This is a genomic window from Chryseobacterium electrogenes (assembly GCF_053553015.1).
The window spans coordinates 367,853-389,014 of the sequence record NZ_JBNPPB010000002.1; the positions used below are offsets into that span (position 1 = coordinate 367,853).

Consider the following 21,162-nt stretch of genomic DNA (forward strand, 5'->3'; position numbering starts at 1 on the left):
CAGAATACTGTATAAAAGGCGGAAAATATTAATTTCCGCCTTTTTTTGTATTTAATTTGATGTTTTATAATTTTTCATTTTTAATTTCTTCAACCACTTCAGGGTTTAATAAAGTTGATATATCTCCAAAGTTAGAGAAGTCACCTTCTGCTATTTTTCTTAATATTCTACGCATGATTTTTCCAGATCTTGTTTTAGGTAATGCGGATACAAATTGTATTTTATCCAACTTAGCAATTGGTCCAATTTGATCAGAAATTAATTGGTTAATTTCCTTTTTCAGGTTGTCTTTATCACGACTTTCTCCTGTTTCCTTAAGAATAACAAAGCCATACAATGCATTGCCCTTAACATCGTGAGGGTACCCTACAATTGCAGATTCTGCTACGGCTGGATGTTGGTTAATGCTATCTTCTATTGGCGCTGTACCAAGATTGTGACCAGAGACTATGATAACATCATCTACACGACCAGTAATTCTGTAGTAGCCAACTTCATCTCGTAATGCGCCATCACCTGTAAAATATTTACCAGGAAAAGCACTGAAGTAAGTTTCTTTGTAACGTTGATGATCTCCCCAGATTGTTCTGGCAATTCCTGGCCATGGGAATCTTATACATAGATTTCCTGTAACTTGGTTTCCTGTGATTTCGTTACGCTTATCGTCCATTAATACAGGTTGTATACCAGGAAGTGGAAGTGTAGCGTAGGTTGGTTTGGTTGGTGTTACAAAAGGAAGGGGAGAGATTAATATTCCGCCAGTTTCTGTTTGCCACCATGTATCAACTATCGGACATTTTTTTTGACCAACATGATCGTTAAACCAATGCCAAGCCTCGTCATTGATAGGTTCTCCAACTGATCCTATTACTTTTAAAGAACTTAGATCGTGCTTGTCTACCCAATCTGTACTTTCTTTAGCGAGAGATCTGATCGCGGTAGGTGCTGTATAAAACTGAGTGATTTTATGTTTGCCTATAACTTGCCAAAAACGATCTGGTTCTGGATAAGTTGGCACACCTTCGAAGATGACGGTTGTTGCGCCATTGCAAAGTGGTCCGTAGAGGATGTAAGAATGTCCTGTGATCCAACCAATATCTGCTGTACACCAATAAATATCATTTTCTTGATAATCAAATACATTTTTGAAAGTGTAAGCAGTGTAGACCATGTAGCCAGCGCAAGTATGCAGCATGCCTTTTGGTTTTCCTGTTGATCCAGATGTGTAGAGTATAAATAAAGGATCTTCTGCATCCATAACTTTCGTGACGTAATCAGAAGAAGCCTTTGGAAAATAATCGTCGACTAAAAAATCGCGACCTTCTTTTAGTTGGATCTCGTTGTGAGTTCTTTTTACAACTAATACTTTTTCTATTGTTTCTGTTTTTTCTAAAGCTTCGTCTACAATACTTTTTAGGTCGAGAGTTTTGTTACCTCGGTAGCTTCCATCAGAGCAAACGATGAGTTTTGCACTGCAATCATTAGCTCTAGATGCAATAGCTGAAGCAGAAAATCCTGCAAAAATAACAGAATGTACAGCACCCATTTTGGCGCAAGCTAGCATGGTGATCGCAAGTTCTGGTATCATCGGGAGGTAGATACACACGCGGTCTCCACGTTGTACGCCCATTTCTTCAAGAACATTAGCCATTTTACAAACTCTTTCGTGGAGGTCTTTGTATGTTATATGCTGTGCTTCTTCTTCGGGATTATTAGGTTCGAAAATGATGGCAGTTTTGTCACCGCGAGATTCTAAATGTCTGTCTAGACAGTTTTTTGTAATGTTAAGTTTTGCATTTTTAAACCATTTGATTTTGGCTTCTTCCATATCAAAATCAACAACTTTACTCCAGCGCTGGTACCAAACAAAATTTTCATCCGCAATCTTATCCCAAAATTTCTTAGGGTTTTTTATGGATTTTTTATACTCTTTAAAATAATCAGGTAAATTATGTATTTGGTACTTATTCATAGGGGTGACTTTTTATTCTTTTAAAGTTAAAGTGCATTTGATTTCATAAAATTTTGATATGATTAAGAAAGATTAATGTTTCCTTAATTAAGCTTGTAATCTATTAATCATTATGCGTTTCTAAATTACTAAAAATGTATAATACACAATGCAGTTTTGTAATAAAAATTAGCAAAATTTTTAACAATTGCTTAATGAGGTATTAATACTAATAATGTTATATATCTAATAATTAGGTAATTGAACTTTTGTAACAGGTGTTTTTATCTTTTTTTATACATGTTTGAAGATATTATTTGCTTTTATTGATTAATTGTAAGTTAATTTTTTTAAATAAAATTGTTTTGTAAAGTTATTTTATCTTAAATTTGCCGCTTTAATAGATGTAAATACATGAAAATAGAAGTTTCCTCAGATAAACATTTGAAATATGTTGAGGAAATCCAACAGGAAATGGAGGATTCTGCAAAAAAAAGAGGAACAGGCATTGCTAAGCGAAGTCTGAGTTACCTCAGTAAAAAGATTATAGATGGCAATGCGGTGATTGCATTGGATGACGATGGTGTCTGGGCGGGTTTTTGTTATGTGGAAACCTGGACACATGGGAAATTTGTAGCTAATTCTGGATTAATTGTTTCGCCGCCTTTTAGGAATCATGGTTTGGCGACTGAGATTAAGAAAAAAGTATTTCAATTGTCTAAAGAAAAATATCCTACAGCTAAGATTTTTGGTTTAACAACTGGTTTAGCGGTGATGAAAATTAATAGTGAGTTAGGTTATAAACCAGTTATTTATTCAGAATTAACGCAAGATGAAGAATTTTGGAGTGGTTGTAAGAACTGTGTTAACTACGATATTTTAATGAGTAAGGAGCGGAAAAATTGCCTTTGTACGGCGATGCTTTTTACACCAAATCTTGCACCTAATAATATAGAACAAAAAAATAACGAAGATGAAGAAAAGTGTAGTATTAGCATTTAGTGGAGGTCTGGATACATCATATTGTGCAAAATATTTGAGTCAGATTTTAGGCTACGATGTTCATGCTGTGACTATTAATACAGGAGGGTTTGATGATAATGACGAAGCTGAATTAAGATCTCGTGCAGAGAAACTGGGTGTCAAATCTTATACTTTTATCAATGCAGAAAACGACTATTATAACGATTGCGTAAAGTATTTAATCTTTGGAAATGTTCTGAAAAATGATACTTATCCTTTGTCGGTGAGCGCTGAGCGCACCATTCAGGCGCAGAATGTCGCAAAATATGCACGAGAAATTAATGCTTCGGCGATTGCGCATGGTAGTACTGGCGCGGGAAATGATCAGGTTAGATTTGATTTGATTTTCCAGGTGATGTGTCCTGAGATGGAAATTATAACGCCGATTCGCGATCAGTCCTTGTCTCGAGAAGAAGAGATTAATTTTCTTAAAGAACATGACTATGATATGGATTTCGAAAAAGCGCAATATTCCATTAATAAAGGGCTTTGGGGGACTTCGGTTGGTGGTAAAGAAACACTGACATCACGTCATCATTTGCCAGAAAATGCTTTTCCTTCACAGGTTGTAAAAACCGAATCTTTTGAGTTAGAAATCGAGTTCAAGAATGGTGAGATTATAACTGTTAACGGCGTTCAATTTGATAATCCGGTGACTGCAATTCATAATATAGAAACCTTGGCTTCGGCCTATGGCATTGGTCGCGATATCCACGTTGGAGACACGATTGTTGGGATTAAAGGTCGGGTAGGATTTGAGGCAGCAGCAGCTTTGGTGATTATAAAAGCACACCATTTATTAGAAAAGCATACCTTATCAAAATACCAACAAACTATAAAATCACAATTATCGGATTGGTACGGAAACTGGCTTCACGAGGCGCTTTTCCTTGATCCTGTAATGCGAGATATAGAAGCGTTTTTCAGCAATTCTCAAAAAGCCGTTAACGGAAAAGTATTCATAACACTTTATCCTTATCGATTCGTTTTGAACGGGATTGAATCTGAGAATGATCTTATGTCGGATAAATTTGGAAGCTACGGCGAAGCTAATCTCGCTTGGAGTGGGCAAGATGTCAAAGGTTTTACTAAAGTTTTAAGTAATTCATTGTCCATTTATCATCAGATTAATAAGAGTTTATAATATTATTTTGGCAGCTATTTCCGCCCTCCGTTCCCGCTATTTTCTTCTTTTTTTTAAAAAAAAAAGAAAATGAGCTCCACTCAGGTCGGGCTGCGAGCGATTCAATGGTTGAAAAATGTTTTTTTTAGAAAAGTAAAAAAAGTATCTAATCCAGAAAATCGAAATTTAAAATAAAAGTTGACGCATTTAGCGTTTAAAAATACAAATGAAAAAATCAGTAGGAATCATTGGAGCAACAGGTTATACAGGATCAGAATTAGTGCGATTGCTAGTATTTCATCCTAATATAGAGATTAAGATGTTGTTCAGTAGATCTAATTCTGGGACGAGAATTTCTGAATTATATCCAGATTTAGAATCAGTTTGCGATCTGACTTTAACTAACGATATTCAATCAGTTGATATTCTTTTTCTGTGTTTGCCTCATCAGGAAAGTCGCAATTGGTTACTTCAGAATCTTATTAATGACGATACTTTGGTAATAGATTTAGGAAATGATTTTCGTTTAGACAATCAGTTGGGAGATCGTCAGTTTATCTATGGACTTCCAGAACTTAACAAACCTGATGTACAATCTGCCAAAAGCATTGCAAATCCAGGGTGTTTTGCGACGGCAATTCAGTTGGCGTTGTTGCCATTAGCGGAGAAGCAATTATTAGCGGAAGTTTACACAACGGGAATTACGGGAAGTACAGGTGCTGGACAATCTTTACAGTCAACGACGCATTTTACATGGCGAAATGATAATATATCTGCTTACAAAACATTGACTCATCAGCATGTTGATGAGATTGTACAGAATGTTAATCAACTTAATAAAAATGAGATTAAGTTACATTTTGTGCCTTGGAGAGGTGATTTTGCGAGAGGTATTTTTACAAGTTCTACTTTGAGGTCAGATCTTTCGTTGGATGAATTATTTGATCTTTATGAAAAGTTTTATCATAATCATTCTTTTGTGTCAATTTCGAAGAAGCCAATTGATATGAAACAAGTAGTCAATACCAACCAGTGCAAAATTCATATTGAAAAAAATAAGGATATGATCGTGGTTCATTCTGTAATTGATAATCTTTTGAAAGGCGCTTCTGGGCAAGCGGTACAAAACATGAATCTCGCTAATGGCTGGGATCAGAATCTTGGACTTAATTTAAAATCGATAGCATTTTAAGACAAGTCAACAACCAACTTATAACAATTAAGATAATGAATTTATTTGACGTATATCCTTTATTTAATATCAATCCTGTAAAGGCTCAAGGTTCTTTTCTTTGGGATGACAATGGACAACAATATTTAGACTTTTATGGTGGTCATGCAGTGATTTCCATTGGGCATAATCATCCGCATTATCAGACAAAACTGAAAGATCAATTAGATAAAATATCATTTTATTCTAACTCGGTGCAGAATCATTTGCAAACCGAATTAGCACAAAAACTAGGCGAGATTTCGGGTTATGAAGATTACACGCTTTTCCTTTGTAATTCTGGCGCAGAGGCTAACGAAAACGCTTTGAAATTGGCATCTTTTCACAACGGAAAAAAGAAAGTCATTTACTTTTCTGGTGCGTTTCATGGTCGTACATCTGCATCGGTTGCGGTCACTGATAATCCAAAAATTGTTGCGCCAGTCAATCAATCGGAGAATTTTATCAAGTGTGATTTTAACAATGTTTCTCAGTTAGAAGAACTATTTAATCAACATAAAAATGAAATTTCTGCCGTCATCATAGAAGGCATTCAAGGCGTTGGTGGAATTATCTTGCCAACTGAAGAATTTATAAAAAGTATAGCAAAGCTTTGCAAAGAACATAATTCGGTTTTGATTTTAGACGAAGTTCAGTCGGGTTACGGACGTTCGGGCAAGTTTTTCGCGCATCAAGAATTTGATATTCAGCCGGACCTTATCACTTTGGCGAAGGGTATGGGCAACGGATTTCCGATTGCGGGCGTTATGATTAACCCGAAATTTGAAGCCAGCAACGGATTATTGGGAACAACTTTTGGCGGTAATCATTTGGCTTGTGCGGCAGGAATTGCAGTTTTGGACGTCATCAAAAACGAAAATCTTGTAGAAAATGCTGAGAAAATTGGAGCGTACATAGAGGATAATATTAAAAGTTTTAATCATATAAAATCCATCAGGCGTCGAGGTTTGATGATCGGGATCGAGCTGGATGTTCCATGCGCAGAGATCCGTGCTGAGTTGCTGGCTAAGCATCATGTTTTCACCGGAAATGCTAATGATAAAGCGGTTTTGAGGATTTTGCCAGCACTTAATATTACAACAGAAGAAGCCGATATTTTTATTGAAGCTTTAGAAAAAACTTTAAAATCCATTGACAAAAAAGAGATCTTAACGAGTAGCAATTAGAATAATTTTGGCAGCTATTTCCGTCCTCCGTTCCCGCTTTTTTATTTTTTTAGGAAAAAGAAAAAGAGCTCCACTCAGGCCGGGCTGCGATGTCGACAACAAAGTCAAAGTTGATTACGAAAATCTAAGATTCAAAATTTACAATGGTTATAAAACAACAAAAATGAAAAATTTCACATCAGTAGAAGATATTAATGATCTTCAATCCATGATAAAAAAAGCCATTGAGATTAAGGTAAATCCATTGGCAGAACCCAATAAAGGAAACGGAAAAACCATTGGTTTGGTTTTCCTTAATTCTAGCCTGAGAACGAGATTAAGCAGCCAGATTGCTGCGCAGAATTTAGGACTAAATGTTCTCATTCTTAATGCCGCTCAAGAAGCCTGGAATCTAGAATTTGCAGATGGTGCTGTGATGGATGGCGGTACGGTAGAGCATATTAAAGATGCAATAGAAGTGCTTAATCAATATTGTGATATCATTGCAGTGCGTTGTTTTGCGGGCATGACATCCAAAGAAGATGACGTTAACGAGAGTATCTTGAGTCAGTTTTTAAAATACGCCAAAGTGCCGGTTGTTTCTCTAGAATCTGCTACCAGACATCCATTGCAGAGTTTTGCAGATTGTATCACAATCACGGAAAACTGGACAGAAAAAAGAAAACCAAAAGTTGTGTTGACTTGGGCGCCTCACGTAAAGCCGATTGCTCATGCGGTTGCCAATTCCTTTGCAGAATGGATGCAAGAGATGGATGTGGATTTTGTGATTGCTAATCCAGAACATTATGATTTGGATCCAGCTTTTGTTAAGGACTCGGTGGTGGTTCATAATCAGGATGAAGCTTTGAAAGATGCTGATTTTGTTTATGTTAAAAATTGGTCGTCGTTTGAGAATTATGCAACAATGCCGAATGTTGAAGATCAATGGCTGCTAACCCAAGAAAAGTTGAAGCTAACTAATAACGCAAAAGTGATGCATTGTCTTCCTGTGCGTCGTAATGTAGAGTTGAGCGATGATGTGATGGATAGTGATAATTCAATTATTTATCAACAAGCAAAAAACCGAATTTTCTCTGCTCAGGCTGTTTTTAGCAAAATTTTAGATCAATTATAAACGGTCTTATTATAGAAGAACAAAATAGATAAAGAAGTTGCAGATCATCAAGAAGATATCTCGTTTCTAAAAATGACAAATGTGAATGACATGAAAGATAAATTATATATCATAAAGATAGGCGGTGCTTTAATTGACGACGAAAAAGATCTGGATGCTTTTCTAGAGAAGTTTGCGAAGATTTCTGTACCTAAAATTTTGGTTCACGGTGGCGGAAAATTAACCAACACTTTGGCAGATAAACTTCATGTTCCGCAGCAGATGGTAGATGGCAGACGCGTTACAGATGCAGATACTTTGGATATTGCAACCATGGTCTATGCTGGGAAAATCAATAAAAATATCGTGGCAAAACTACAACAATGGGATTGCAATGCGATGGGATTTTCTGGTGCAGATGCTAATCTTATTCAGGCAGAAAAAAGAGAAATTGTTAATGTAGACTATGGTTTTGTAGGAGATGTTAACCGTAAAAGTGTCAATTCTAAAATGATTAGAAAGTTCTTGAAACTCAATCTTATTCCTGTGTTTTCTGCAATAACGCACGATCATCACGGCGATTTGCTTAATACCAATGCAGATTCTATTGCATCTGTTTTGGCGCAAGCATTGTCTAGTAAATTTGAAGTAGAACTTTTATTTTGTTTCGATAAAGATGGCGTGTTAGAAGATATTAACAATCCTGAGTCTGTCGTTGAAACTTTAGATCAAAAAAAATATAAACAATTAATAAAAGCTGGAAAACTTAATAAAGGTATTTTACCAAAACTTAAAAATGCTTTTTCGGCAATAGATAATAATGTGAACAAGGTTTTCTTAATCAACGAAACCAAATTACAACAACATATAACCCATGACAACCAAGGAACCGAAATCTGTTTATAACACAACAGAATTGCTAGATAACGCCACCAAATTATTAAAGAAACTTATCGCAACGCCTTCTCTTAGCAAAGATGAATATGATGTGTCTTTAGTGATAGAGAGTTTTTTTAAAGAGAAAAATATTACAACTAATCGTTTTAAAAATAACATTTGGGCAACCAACAAACATTTTGATGAAGCTAAACCGTCAATTCTTCTCAATACGCATCACGACACAGTAAAGCCTAATAAAGCTTATACTCTTGACCCTTTTATTCCCGTGGAAAAAGAAGGGAAAATTTTTGGCTTAGGAAGTAATGATGCTGGTGCTTCTTTGGTGACAATGGCGCAGGTTTTTCTTCATTTTTATGAAGCAGAAAATCTATCACATAATCTCATTATTGCATTGACGGCTGAAGAAGAAATCTCTGGATTAGACGGCATCGAAGCGCTTTTTCCGCAACTTCCTAAGATTGATCTTGCCATTGTTGGAGAACCTACCAAGATGAATCTCGCTATTGCAGAAAAAGGTCTTTTGGTCATTGATGGCGAAATGATTGGCACGGCTTCTCATGCGGCGCATCCTAATGATGACAATGCCATTGAGAAATGCATGGCAGATTTGCAACATATTCTTAATTATAAATTCCCGAAGATTTCAGATTATTTGGGTGAGGTAAAAGTGACGCTTTCTGTGATTAATGCAGGGACTCAGCATAATGTCGTGCCAGAAAAATGCAACTTTACATTAGATGTTCGTGTGACGGACGCTTATACTAATCAGGAAGTTTTTGACATTATTCAGTCAGAGATGAAATCTACTTTGACGCCAAGATCTTTCAGGCTTAACTCTTCTAAGATCGATATCGGTCATCCATTGGTACAAGCTGGGATTGCTTTGGGGAGGACAACTTACGGATCTCCAACATCGTCCGATCAGGCGATTATTCCGTGTACATCGGTTAAGATTGGACCTGGAGATAGTCTGAGATCACACACGGCAGATGAGTTTATTTATATCCAAGAACTTAAAGAAGGTATTGAGATTTACATCAATATTTTAGAGAAAGTTCTTTAATCGAAGTTAAAATTTGAACGGGGAGAATTAATTTTTATCCTTTTAAAATTTAGTTTCAAAAATTTATTAAAATGAAAAAAATTTGGCAAAAAGATCAGCAAAAATCGAATGATATCGTTAACACTTTTACGGTGGGTAGAGATTTAGATTTTGATGATAGACTTGCAAAATATGATGTGTTGGGGTCTATTGCACATTGCAAAATGCTCGCTGAAGTTGGTCTTATTTCAAAAGAAGAATCGATAGATATGTTGGCGGTTTTAGATCAAATTTTGGTTGATATTGAGAATAATCAGTTTGTGATTGATCAATCTGCAGAAGATATTCATTCTCAGATAGAATCTATTTTAATTGAGAAACTAGGAGATGTCGGGAAGAAAATCCACACGGCGCGATCAAGAAACGATCAAGTTTTGTTGGATATCAAGTTATATCTGTTAGAAGAAATTAGAGAAATTGGGGAGTTGACGGATGTTTTTTTTCAGCATTTAATTACTTTGGCGCATCAGCATAAAAATGTTTTGTTACCAGGTTATACGCACTTTCAGATTGCGATGCCATCATCATTTGGGCTTTGGTTTGGGGCTTATGCAGAAGCTTTGGTGGACGATCTAGAATTGTTGTTGTCTGTTAAAAATATCATTAATAAGAATCCTCTGGGTTCGGCGGCTGGATATGGTTCTTCGTTTCCGATTGATAGAGAAAGTACGACATATCATTTAGGTTTTAAGACGCTTAATTTTAATTCGGTTTATGCTCAGATGACACGTGGGAAATCAGAGAAATTGCTGGCGTCATCTATGTCTGTTTTGGCAGGAACGTTGAGTAAATTTTCTTATGATGTTTGTTTGTATCTCAGTCAGAATTTTGATTTTATTAGCTTCCCGAAGGAGTTTACAACAGGAAGTAGCATTATGCCGCACAAGAAAAATCCAGATATTTTTGAGTTGGTAAGAGCACGTTGTAATCGCATTCAGTCGTTACCTAATGAGTTGATTTTGCTGACTAATAATCTGCCTTCTGGCTACCATCGAGATTTACAATTAACAAAAGAAATATTATTTCCGGCAATAGATTCTCTTAAAGAATGTCTTGAGATTCTTAATTATACTTTACCAAATATTGAAGTTAAAAACCATATTTTGGAAGACGAAAAGTATAAATATCTCTTTAGTGTTGAGAAAATTAATGAAGAAGTAAAAGCGGGATTATCTTTCCGGGATGCTTATGTCAAAGTTGGCCAGGAGATAGAGAATAACGAATTTGATTTCAAAACAGAACATCTCAATCACACGCACAAAGGCAGCATCGGAAATCTCGGTCTAGAAGAAATCGAATATCAGTTTAACAAAATTAAAGAGAAATTAAGAGCTTAATCTAGCTTGAAAGTTGTTGTTTTTTTAACCTCATGTAATACGATAGAGCTGTGGTATTGACTAATATTAGGCGTATTAGAAATCACATTAACAGTAAAGTCGTTATAAGAATTAATATCCTTAGCAACAATTTTTAGCATATAATCATATTCGCCAGAAAGGCTGAAGATTTCTTGGATCTCATCGTATTTCATAATATAATCTTCAAAAGCTTCTAACATTTTTTTAGACTGCTCTTTTAGGCGAATATTACAATACATAACAATGTTAAGGCCTAGTTTTTCTCGGTTAAGGAGAGCAACATATTTCTCAACGATATTTTGTTTTTCTAGTTGCTTTATACGTTCGTAGGTTGGGGTAAAAGTTAGACCAATTCTCTCAGAGATTTCTTTTACTGATAAAGTTGAATCTTCCTGAAGAATACCGAGAATCATCCTGTCTTTCGCGTCCATAATAATTTAGATTTTAACAAAAATAGAAAATAAAATACAATAACCATGATAAGATAAAAAATACTTAGTTTTAATAACTTAATTTTTGTGGATTACATAAAAACTTCTATCTTTGCAGTTAATGAATAAAATAGTATTGATATCATTAGATTTACCGGGCGATGCCGCCCTTTACGATATTTATTAATAAAAGCGAAGATTGTTGTCTTCGCTTTTTTTGTGTTCAAAAACTAAATTATTATGCTAAATACAACAGAATTAAGTGTCGATAAGATTAATAAAATAATCCAAGATGCGACAGACATCTCTCAAGGGAGATCGATGAAAGTTAAAGGTCAAGTTTTTGTTTCTAATCTTTTTTTTGAAGATAGTACAAGGACTAAAACTAGTTTTGATGTTGCGGAGAGAAAGCTAGGATTAGAAGTTATCCCTTTTGATGTTATGCACAGCTCGGTTAACAAGGGCGAAAGTCTTTTTGATACCGTAAAAACCATCGAAAGTATTGGAGTTAATTTAGTAGTTATTCGACATAAGAAAGATCGTTTCTATGAAGAATTGAAAAATATCAATATTCCAGTTATTAACGCAGGAGACGGCACAGGAAATCATCCTTCGCAGTGTATCTTGGATTTGTTAACAATTTACCAGGAATTTGGGAAGTTTGAGAACCTGAAAATAGGGATTGTAGGCGATGTAAAACACAGTAGAGTTGCTAATTCTGACGCCGAAGCCTTGAGGAAGTTAGGTGCTAAAGTTTACTTTTCTGGACCAGAGCATTGGTTTGATGAAGGGACAATTATCAACGGAACTTTTCTTGATCTAGACCAACTAATAAAAGAGGTTGATGTATTAATGTTATTGAGAATTCAGCATGAAAGACACGATTCTAAAATCAGTTTTTCGCCAGAAGAATATCATAAAAAATATGGACTCACCAAAGAGAGAGAGAAAATGATGAAGCCTAATGCTATAATTATGCATCCAGCACCAATTAATAGAGGTGTTGAGATTGATACAAATTTGGTAGAAGGCAAGCGATCAAGAATTTTTAAACAAATGCAAAATGGCGTTTTTGCAAGAATGGCAATTCTAAAAGACGCTTTGGAGCAACAAGGATTTGAATTTGAATCAACGAAATAAGATAGACGATTTTATAAATAAGGCTAAATATAGTCTGATTTTTTAAGGTCTGAAATCTAACATCTAATAAAAAAATGAAAAAGAAATTAATTTTAGAAACTGGCGAAATCTTCCTAGGAAATGGTTTTGGCGCTAATCATGATACCGATGGCGAGGTAGTTTTCAATACCGGAATGACCGGCTATCAGGAGCTTATCTCTGATCCGTCATATTGCGGACAGATGGTGTGCATGACTTATCCTTTGATCGGAAATTATGGCATTAACCGTGACGATTACGAAAGTATAGAACCTGCGATTAAAGGTCTAATTGTCAAAGAAATTTGTGATTTACCATCCAATTTCAGAACTCAAATGGACTTAAACGAGTTTTTTGAGAGAAAGAATCTTTCTGGTATTTCTGGGATTGACACGAGAAGATTAACCAGAATTTTGAGAAATCAAGGTGTTGTCAAAGGCAAGATTGTTAATGCAGACGCCGATGAAAGCTCAGTTATTGAAGAACTTAAATCTAAAATTTTCCAGATTAACCAAGTGGAGCAAGTTTCTACCAAAACATCTTATGCTAATCCAGGAAGAGGTTTCAAGGTGGTGTTGGTGGATTTTGGTGCCAAATTAGGAATCATTAGAGAATTATCCCAAAGAAACTGTGATATCATAGTGGTATCACAAGATACCACCGCCGAAGAAATCCTGATGATGGATCCGGACGGCATTATGCTATCCAATGGTCCTGGCGATCCACAAGATGTGCCTCAGGCTTTGGATATGATTAGAGGATTGCTTGGGAAAGTGCCGATTTTCGGGATTTGTCTCGGTCATCAGTTAGTTGCTTTGGCTTGTGGTGCTAAGACTTTCAAACTAAAATTTGGACATAGAGGTGGTAATCATCCTGTTTTGGATTTAGCTAAAAATAAAGTTGCTATAACATCTCAAAATCACGGTTACGCCGTAGATCAAGACAGTTTAAAATCCACAGATCTTGTAGAAACTCACATTGCTCTTAATGACAAAACTAATGAAGGGATTAAGCATAAGATTCACCCTTGTTTCTCTGTGCAATATCATCCAGAGGCTAGTCCAGGGCCAGAAGATGCAAACTATTTATTTGATGAGTTTATCGAGATGATGGAAAATTTTAAGAATAAGTAAAACATTCAGTTTGTCATTGACTACGTCTAATCTTTGATTATAAAACGTAGCAAAGCGAAGTAAAGAATCTAAACTGAAAAAAATAAATTTTCTAAGTGAGAAGTCTAAAATCTGATATCTCACATCTAAAATCTAGTAAAAAAAATGAAAAGAAAAGACATAAAAACAATATTAGTAATCGGTTCTGGGCCTATCATCATTGGTCAGGCGGCAGAGTTTGATTACGCAGGCACACAAGCTTGTCTGTCGTTAAGAGAAGAGGGTTATAAGGTGATTTTGATTAATTCTAATCCTGCCACCATTATGACTGATGTAGAAATTGCAGATAAAGTCTATATCGAACCGATTTCTTTACAGTTTGTAAGCCACATCATCAGAAAAGAACGTCCAGATGCGCTTTTGCCAACATTGGGTGGGCAGACAGGCCTTAATATGGCGGTAGAATTAGACAAGTCTGGTATCCTTGAAGAATGCAAAGTGGAAGTGTTGGGAACCAAACTTTCTGCCATAAACAGAGCAGAAGACAGAGATTTGTTCCGAGAATTGATGCGCGAACTGAATGAGCCTGTGCCAGAATCCGACATTGTGCACACGGTGGAAGAATCGGTGGCATTCGCTGATAGAATTGGTTATCCTGTCATTGTCCGTCCTGCTTTTACGATGGGCGGTACGGGCGGCGGTATTGCCTCTAATGAAGCCGAGCTTAGAGAAATCTCCGAACTAGGACTGAAATATTCGCCGGTTACCCAATGTTTGATCGAAAAATCCATCGCGGGTTTCAAAGAAATCGAATACGAAGTAATGCGTGATGCCAACGACAATGCGATTGTGGTTTGTAATATGGAAAATATAGATCCAGTGGGCGTTCACACGGGAGATTCTATCGTTGTTGCACCTTCTCAGACGCTTTCGGATAGAGAGTATCAAATGTTGAGAAATGCATCGCTTAAGATCATCAGAGCTTTAGGCATCGAAGGTGGTTGTAATGTTCAGTTAGCTTTAGATCCACATTCTTTTGATTATTATATCATCGAAGTTAACCCAAGAGTATCTCGTTCTTCAGCATTAGCGAGTAAAGCGACAGGTTATCCGATTGCCAAAATTGCGGCTAAAATTGCTGTAGGTTTAACCTTAGACGAAATCATGAATCCTGTGACGGGAACGTCTTATGCTTGTTTTGAACCAGCTTTAGATTACGTGGTGACTAAGTTTCCGAGATTTCCTTTTGATAAATTTGAGACGGCAGACAGAAGATTATCCACCCAAATGAAAGCCACAGGTGAAGTGATGGCCATCGGAAGAAACTTTGAAGAATCTTTGCAAAAAGCCGTTCGTTCTTTGGAAACTGGTCTGAGACATTTAGGCTTAAAAAAGAAACAAGCAGACGCATTAACTCCTGAAGAAATCGAAAGAAGAATCCGTGTGTGTGATGACGAAAGATTGTTTATTATTTGCGATGCTTTGCGCAGAGGTTATGACTGGGAGCAGATTGTAGAGTGGAGTACGATTGATAAATTCTTTATTTGGAAACTTAAAAAATTAGTGGATTTCGAAAAAGAAATTGCAGATAACAAGTGGGATCTCGAAACTTTAATTAAAGCCAAACAATTAGGTTTTGCCGATCTTAACATCGCACATCTTTGGGAAGTGACACAACGTGAAGTGTATCAATACAGAAAAGATAATGGCGTGATTCCAGTTTTCAAAATGGTAGATACTTGCGCGGCAGAATTTGCTTCAGAAACACCATATTTCTACGGAACTTACGAGGAAGAAAACGAAAGTGTTGTAACAGATAAAGAAAAAATTATCGTTCTAGGATCAGGACCAATAAGAATTGGACAAGGTGTAGAGTTTGATTATGCCACAGTACATTCAGTTTGGGCGATTAAAGAGATGGGTTACGAAGCGATTATCATCAATAATAATCCTGAGACGGTTTCTACAGACTTCTCCATTTCGGATAAATTATATTTCGAACCGCTTACCGAAGAAGATGTGATGAACATCATCGACTTAGAAAAACCAAAAGGCGTTGTGGTGCAGTTTGGAGGTCAGACAGCGATTAATTTGGCGGATAAATTAGCAGCGCATGGTGTTCAGATTTTAGGTACATCTTTAGAAGATCTTGATCGCGCAGAAAACAGAAATAAATTTGAAGCAGCCCTGCAGGATTTAGATATTCCTCAACCTTTAGGAAAGACTTGTTTCACTAAAGAAGAAGCTTTAGTTATCGCCAACGAAATTGGTTTCCCTGTATTAGTTAGACCAAGTTATGTTCTTGGTGGACGTGCGATGGAGATTGTTTACGATGCCAAAGAACTCGATCATTATATGACCAATGCGGTTAATGAGAACTCAGAACATCCGATTTTGATTGATCGTTATCTTACTGGTAAAGAAGTAGAAGTTGATGCCATTTGCGATGGAGAAACAGTAATTATTCCGGGGATTATGGAGCATATCGAAAGAGCTGGCGTGCACTCAGGAGATTCTATCGCGGTCTATCCACCACAGAATTTATCAGCTTCTCAGATTGATACTTTGGTAGATTATACAACGAGGTTGGCAAAAGGACTTAATGTGATTGGACTCATGAATATCCAATATGTGATTTCTGAAGGTAATGTTTATGTTATAGAAGTTAATCCAAGATCATCCAGAACAGTTCCTTTCTTATCAAAAATTACCGATGTCCCAATGGCGAATCTTGCTACCAAAGCGATATTAGGTCAAAAGCTAAAAGACTTAGGTTATAAAAATGGATTAGTTCCTAATAAAGAAGGCGTTTATGTGAAAGTTCCTGTATTTTCTTTCAGTAAATTAACGAAAGTTGATATCTCTCTGGGTCCAGAAATGAAATCTACTGGCGAAGTAATGGGCAAAGATTCTACTCTAGAAAAAGCTTTGTATAAAGGACTTGTTGCAGCGGGAAGAAAGGTGCCAATGCATGGTTCAATCCTGTTTACGGTGGCAGATAAAGATAAAAAGGAAGCAGCAGAGTTGGCAAGACGATTCCAAGAAATAGGATTCCGCATCTGGGCAACAGAAGGCACGGCTAAGTTTTTTGAGGAAAATGAAATTCCGACAAAAATTGGTTACAAAATAGGAGAGGAAGATGTTAACTTGATTGATCTTATCCAGAAAGGAAAAGTTCAATATGTGGTTAATACGACGACCAAAGGAAAACAAGCCGAAAGAGACGGTTTCCAGATCCGAAGAATGAGTGTAGAAAATGGCGTGCCATGTCTAACCTCAATGGATACGGTAGAAGCTATCCTAAAAGTAATAGAAAGTATGAGCTTCAAGATGAATGCGATGTAATTCTTTAGATTATTCTTAAATATTTAATCCTCGAAAGTTTTTTGATTTTCGAGGATTTTTATTTTGTGGATTTTATTAATTTGATTTATAATTATAAAATTATGTTTAGGGTCACTGTTATAATATATTAATATTAAATTTTCAAAAAATAAAAATAATCTTATTTAGAATAAATAAAATTAATTACTTTCGCAGAAAATTATCTATTATGAAAAAAGCAATTGTTTCTTGTTTGTTGTTATCTCAGTTTATCAATGCTCAACAAGTAAATGATTCTATAAAATCAACCAATATTGATGGGGTTGAGATTATTGGTACCAAATCCGTGATTTCTGATAAAAGTAATTATGTTGGTAAAATGCCATTAAAAAATCTTGAAAATTCTCAGGTATACACAGGTATTACCAGCAGATTAATTACGCAGCAGAAGATTTATGATTTGGAAGATGTTGTGCGCTATGCACCAGGTCTTAATAAATCAAACGATGGCTGGACAGGTAATATTATGTATGGTGGAGGTAGCTTTGTAATGAGAGGCTTTTCTACACAAATCCGTGCTACAAATGGCTTGGCAAGTGATATAGCATTGAGTACTGATGTACAAAATGTATCGATGATAGAGGTTATAAAGGGTCCTTCTGCAACACTTTTCGGGGGAGTTGTTACTACTTATGGTGGATTAATTAATAGGGTTACAAAAAAGCCATATAAAGAATTGGATATTGCAACGGAGGCTAGTGTTGGCTCATATAATTTCCAAAGAGTTGGATTAGATGTTAACTTGCCTATTAATCAAGAAAAAACACTTTTATCTAGACTTAATGCTTCTTATACCAACCAAGGAACTTTTATGGATAATGGAGGCTATTTTAGAAATACACTCATAGCACCTTCTTTTTCTTATCAATTAAATGATGACCTGAAAATTAATATTAATTCAGAGTTTTTTAGTACAGAATCTGCAGGTAAGGTAAATGGCTTTATGTTTTCTATTTTGCCATCTTCTGTTAAGCAATATTTGCAACAGATATTAACTGGAGAAAATGTACCTCAGGCTTATATTGATAATATTTTGAGCAAAATGCCTAATAGCATAAAAGAAGCTTTTGGGACTAATAATGTTAATGAGATAGGATTGGATAGAAAACGTTCTTTCACCAATAAGAATATGATTGCAAATTCTCAAGGTTTTAATATCAATTTTGAAACGGAATATAAGATAAATAATCAATGGAAATCTATAACATCAGGTATTTTTAGTTCCGGATCTGATGATGGTTACGAGACTAGACATATTATACTACCTAACGTTGTGCCGGCAGTTCTTACTTCTTTCCCAACAGGACAGATTAATTACGGTACAGCAGGCGCAGATTATATTGCTAGGACATCAAGAAAATTCGAAAGTAGTGTAGATTCACACGATATTCAACAAAATTTTATAGGAGATTTTAATATTGGAGGGTTAAGAAACCGTATGGTAATTGGTCTAGATTATTATCATTATAAGGGTGTGTCTAATTGGCGTAATTACATGGGGAAACTATTTACGGTTGGTTATGAATCTATTTTTGATGTTGTTAAAGTTAATGGAGAAAATCCTAATTATTATAATTTTGAAAGATATGCTATCGATAATTTGTTAGAGAACAATCAATCTAAAAAAAATAACTACGATAGTAATACTAATATATACAGTGGATATATTAATAACGTACTTAACGTTACAGAAAAGCTATTGCTTAATGCGGGAATAAGATATGACCGTTTTAATGCCAAAGGAAGTTATAATGGTATTACTAATACTTGGAATGGAGGTTTTAATCAGACGGCATTTTCTCCAAAATTTGGTTTAGTATATCAACCTATATTAGATAAAATATCTTTGTTTGCTAATTATCAGTCTGGTTTCAAGAATGTTGCAGGGACAGATGAGAAAGGTAATTCATTTAAGCCAGAATATGCATCTCAGTGGGAAACCGGGGTTAAATTTGGTTTTTTCCATGGATTATTTACAGGAAGTCTAAGTTATTATGATATCAAAGTTGATGATAAAGTAAGAATAGATCCTAATAATATGTTCTTTAGCATACAAGATGGTACCCAAAGAAGCAAAGGATTTGAGGCAGAGCTTTTAGGTAATCCTTTACCTAATCTTAATGTTATGTTGGGATATGCATATAACGACAGTAATATGACAAAAGGAGATTATACTGTAGAAGGGCTTAGACCAGCGGGTTCTGGACCTTATAATCAATTTAATGTCTGGGGACATTATCATTTCTCTAAAACAATTCTGAAAAATATGAGCTTTGGTGCAGGTATTAATTATGTTGGCGAAACTTATGTTATGAATCAGAATCCAGATGGCGCTTTCATTGCACCTGCATATTCGTTAGTGAGTGCCAAAATATCATACGACAACTCAAAGTATAGTTTAGGCTTACGTGCAAATAACTTATTGGATGAAGAAATATGGACTGGTAACTGGTCTGTTTCTCCACAGATGCCTCGTCAAATAATTGCTAGTGTTGCTTTAAAATTTTAAAAGTAATTAGATTATTAATCGATAGACTTTACACAAAATACTTTGTTTATGATGTTTTTGAAGAAACGACGAACATTAAAATCTATTAAGCTAAAAAAAATTCTGTGGGCTTTTCACCAAAAAAGATGGTTTGGCAAGTGGCATTTATATCTAGGACTCTTCGCTGGATTTATCATTGCTATAGTAGGTCTTACGGGGAGTATTCTTATTTTTCAAGATGAAATTGATAGATCTCTCAATCCAGAACTTTTTACCATTGCAAAGACCAATAATAGAATTCCGATTGAAGAAATTATTCCGATTATAAAAGAAAAATATCCAGAAAAAAAGTTCGAATATATTATCGATACAGATGAAGAAAATCCACTTTCTGCATATCGCTTTTTTGGGACAGAGGACGAAAACGAATTCTTTGTTAATCCTTACACGGCAGAGATTTCGGGAAAAAGAATAGCTAGTAGTTCTTTTATCAGGGTGGTTACAGTCATCCACCGTACTTTATTGATACCGCAGGCAGGGCGATATATCGTAGGGTTTGCGGCTTTGTCTTTGATTATTTTAACAATCAGTGGAATACGGCTGTGGTTACCAAAAAAAATTAAATACCTACGCAAAAGCCTTTCGGTAGATTTTAAAACAAGTTTTAAAAGACAAAACTATGATTGGCATAATATACTGGGCGTATTTAGTGCGCCAGTTATTATTACTTTGGCATTAACTGGGTTTGTTATCACATTTAATACCATTTTTATTGCTTTTTTATTTATGATTAATGGTAACTCACCACAATCTGTAGCGTCTATTTTTTCTTCAAAATCAGTAATTATCCCTAATCAAAACCCATTAACTCCTAAGCAGTTAGCTGATAAGGTATATGTATTGTTTCCGGAAGCTAAGATAAAGGGAATTAGTATTCCTAAAGATAAGGACGGTTCTTATAGATTTGATGCTTATACAAAAGGTAAAGCTCATACGGGCAATAGACTTATGCTAATAGTAGATCAATACTCAGGTAAAATTCTTCTTAATAGTGAAGCTGATTTTCCTACTGCTGGCAAGTCATATTTAAGTTGGGTAACGCCTTTGCATTACGGGACTTTTGGAGGTTGGCCTACAAGGATTTTAGCACTTTTAGGCAGTTTGATACCAGTAATACTGTTTATCACAGGTATTATTATCTGGTGGCCTAGATATAAAAAGCAGCAAAAAAATAGAATTAATGCATCAGCAACAGAAAAGAAAAAAAGTGTAAAAACCCAAATACCAAAAGGCAATTTTATTTTTTATTTAAAAAAAGGATTACTTTATGCGTCTGTTTTACTTGTTTCATTATTTGTGTGCGGCTTTTTGTATGGGCTTATTTCGGGGATTATAATTCCGCCAGCGGTATTTTTAATATACTATGTTGCAATTATGGTTTTAATTAATTTTATAATAGCTTTAATTTGTTTTATAGTTTATTTGATAGGCGCTATTTTCAACAAAAAGAAAATTCTGCTGATGAAGTTTTTTGCTTATTCTTTAGCTTTTGTAATTGTTTTTGTTCCAGTCATATTAATTATCAATTTTCTAAAATTGAATATCTTTTAAGTTGTAATATTTAATAATAAAAGCCTCACAA

General features: G+C 35.3%; 15 protein-coding genes. 13 read left to right on the forward strand and 2 right to left on the reverse strand.

What is annotated here, in order from left to right:
* Positions 1–64 precede the first annotated feature (64 nt).
* The gene (gene acs, locus ACQQ6V_RS01715) at positions 65–1,972 is read right to left on the reverse strand and encodes an acetate--CoA ligase (protein ID WP_448843867.1); all 1,908 of its coding nucleotides are present in this window, start codon (positions 1,970–1,972) and stop codon (positions 65–67) included.
* A gap of 393 nt (positions 1,973–2,365) precedes the next feature.
* On the opposite strand from acs, the gene ACQQ6V_RS01720 reads away from it, so the two are divergent.
* From ACQQ6V_RS01720 to argH, 8 genes are all read left to right on the forward strand, one after another.
* Positions 2,366–2,953 (forward strand): GNAT family N-acetyltransferase, encoded by a 588-nt coding sequence (locus ACQQ6V_RS01720; RefSeq protein ID WP_448843868.1) that lies wholly within the window; start codon positions 2,366–2,368, stop codon positions 2,951–2,953.
* Positions 2,925–4,118: an argininosuccinate synthase gene (locus tag ACQQ6V_RS01725; RefSeq protein WP_448843869.1), complete on the forward strand. Its 1,194-nt coding sequence runs from the start codon at positions 2,925–2,927 to the stop codon at positions 4,116–4,118. The genes ACQQ6V_RS01720 and ACQQ6V_RS01725 overlap by 29 nt, the downstream gene beginning before the upstream one ends.
* Positions 4,119–4,323: 205 nt before the next feature.
* Positions 4,324–5,289 carry an N-acetyl-gamma-glutamyl-phosphate reductase gene (argC, locus tag ACQQ6V_RS01730; RefSeq protein ID WP_448843870.1) on the forward strand — a complete coding sequence of 322 codons (966 nt, stop codon included), beginning with the start codon at positions 4,324–4,326 and terminating at the stop codon, positions 5,287–5,289.
* 35 nt (positions 5,290–5,324) lie between these two features.
* A complete protein-coding gene (locus ACQQ6V_RS01735; RefSeq protein WP_448843871.1) occupies positions 5,325–6,494 on the forward strand; it encodes an aspartate aminotransferase family protein in 1,170 nt (389 codons plus the stop codon).
* Positions 6,495–6,657: 163 nt separating this feature from the next.
* Positions 6,658–7,608: an N-acetylornithine carbamoyltransferase gene (locus ACQQ6V_RS01740; RefSeq protein WP_448843872.1), complete on the forward strand. Its 951-nt coding sequence runs from the start codon at positions 6,658–6,660 to the stop codon at positions 7,606–7,608.
* A 90-nt stretch (positions 7,609–7,698) separates the two neighbouring features.
* Positions 7,699–8,493 (forward strand): acetylglutamate kinase, encoded by a 795-nt coding sequence (gene argB, locus ACQQ6V_RS01745; RefSeq protein ID WP_448843873.1) that lies wholly within the window; start codon positions 7,699–7,701, stop codon positions 8,491–8,493.
* Positions 8,462–9,550, forward strand: a complete 1,089-nt coding sequence (locus tag ACQQ6V_RS01750) for a M20 family metallo-hydrolase (protein ID WP_448843874.1) — start codon at positions 8,462–8,464, stop codon at positions 9,548–9,550. Before argB ends, ACQQ6V_RS01750 begins: the two co-directional genes overlap by 32 nt.
* 71 nt (positions 9,551–9,621) lie before the next feature.
* The gene (gene argH, locus ACQQ6V_RS01755) at positions 9,622–10,926 is read left to right on the forward strand and encodes an argininosuccinate lyase (RefSeq protein ID WP_448843875.1); all 1,305 of its coding nucleotides are present in this window, start codon (positions 9,622–9,624) and stop codon (positions 10,924–10,926) included.
* Here the strand turns inward: argH and ACQQ6V_RS01760 are convergent.
* Positions 10,923–11,378 (reverse strand): Lrp/AsnC family transcriptional regulator, encoded by a 456-nt coding sequence (locus ACQQ6V_RS01760; RefSeq protein ID WP_448843876.1) that lies wholly within the window; start codon positions 11,376–11,378, stop codon positions 10,923–10,925. The genes argH and ACQQ6V_RS01760 overlap by 4 nt on opposite strands.
* A gap of 240 nt (positions 11,379–11,618) precedes the next feature.
* Here ACQQ6V_RS01760 and ACQQ6V_RS01765 point away from each other — a divergent pair, with 240 nt between their 5' ends.
* The 5 genes from ACQQ6V_RS01765 to ACQQ6V_RS01785 all read left to right on the forward strand — a co-directional run bounded on the left by ACQQ6V_RS01765 (position 11,619) and on the right by ACQQ6V_RS01785 (position 21,131).
* A complete protein-coding gene (locus ACQQ6V_RS01765) occupies positions 11,619–12,518 on the forward strand; it encodes an aspartate carbamoyltransferase catalytic subunit (RefSeq protein WP_448843877.1) in 900 nt (299 codons plus the stop codon).
* Between the two features lie 74 nt (positions 12,519–12,592).
* Positions 12,593–13,669, forward strand: coding sequence for a carbamoyl phosphate synthase small subunit (locus ACQQ6V_RS01770; protein WP_448843878.1), 1,077 nt, complete (start codon positions 12,593–12,595; stop codon positions 13,667–13,669).
* 144 nt (positions 13,670–13,813) lie between these two features.
* Positions 13,814–16,993, forward strand: a complete 3,180-nt coding sequence (gene carB / locus ACQQ6V_RS01775; RefSeq protein ID WP_448843879.1) for a carbamoyl-phosphate synthase large subunit — start codon at positions 13,814–13,816, stop codon at positions 16,991–16,993.
* Between the two features lie 208 nt (positions 16,994–17,201).
* The gene (locus tag ACQQ6V_RS01780; RefSeq protein ID WP_448843880.1) at positions 17,202–19,541 is read left to right on the forward strand and encodes a TonB-dependent siderophore receptor; all 2,340 of its coding nucleotides are present in this window, start codon (positions 17,202–17,204) and stop codon (positions 19,539–19,541) included.
* A 48-nt stretch (positions 19,542–19,589) separates the two neighbouring features.
* Positions 19,590–21,131, forward strand: coding sequence for a PepSY-associated TM helix domain-containing protein (locus tag ACQQ6V_RS01785; RefSeq protein WP_448843881.1), 1,542 nt, complete (start codon positions 19,590–19,592; stop codon positions 21,129–21,131).
* The last annotated feature ends 31 nt before the right edge of the window (positions 21,132–21,162 follow it).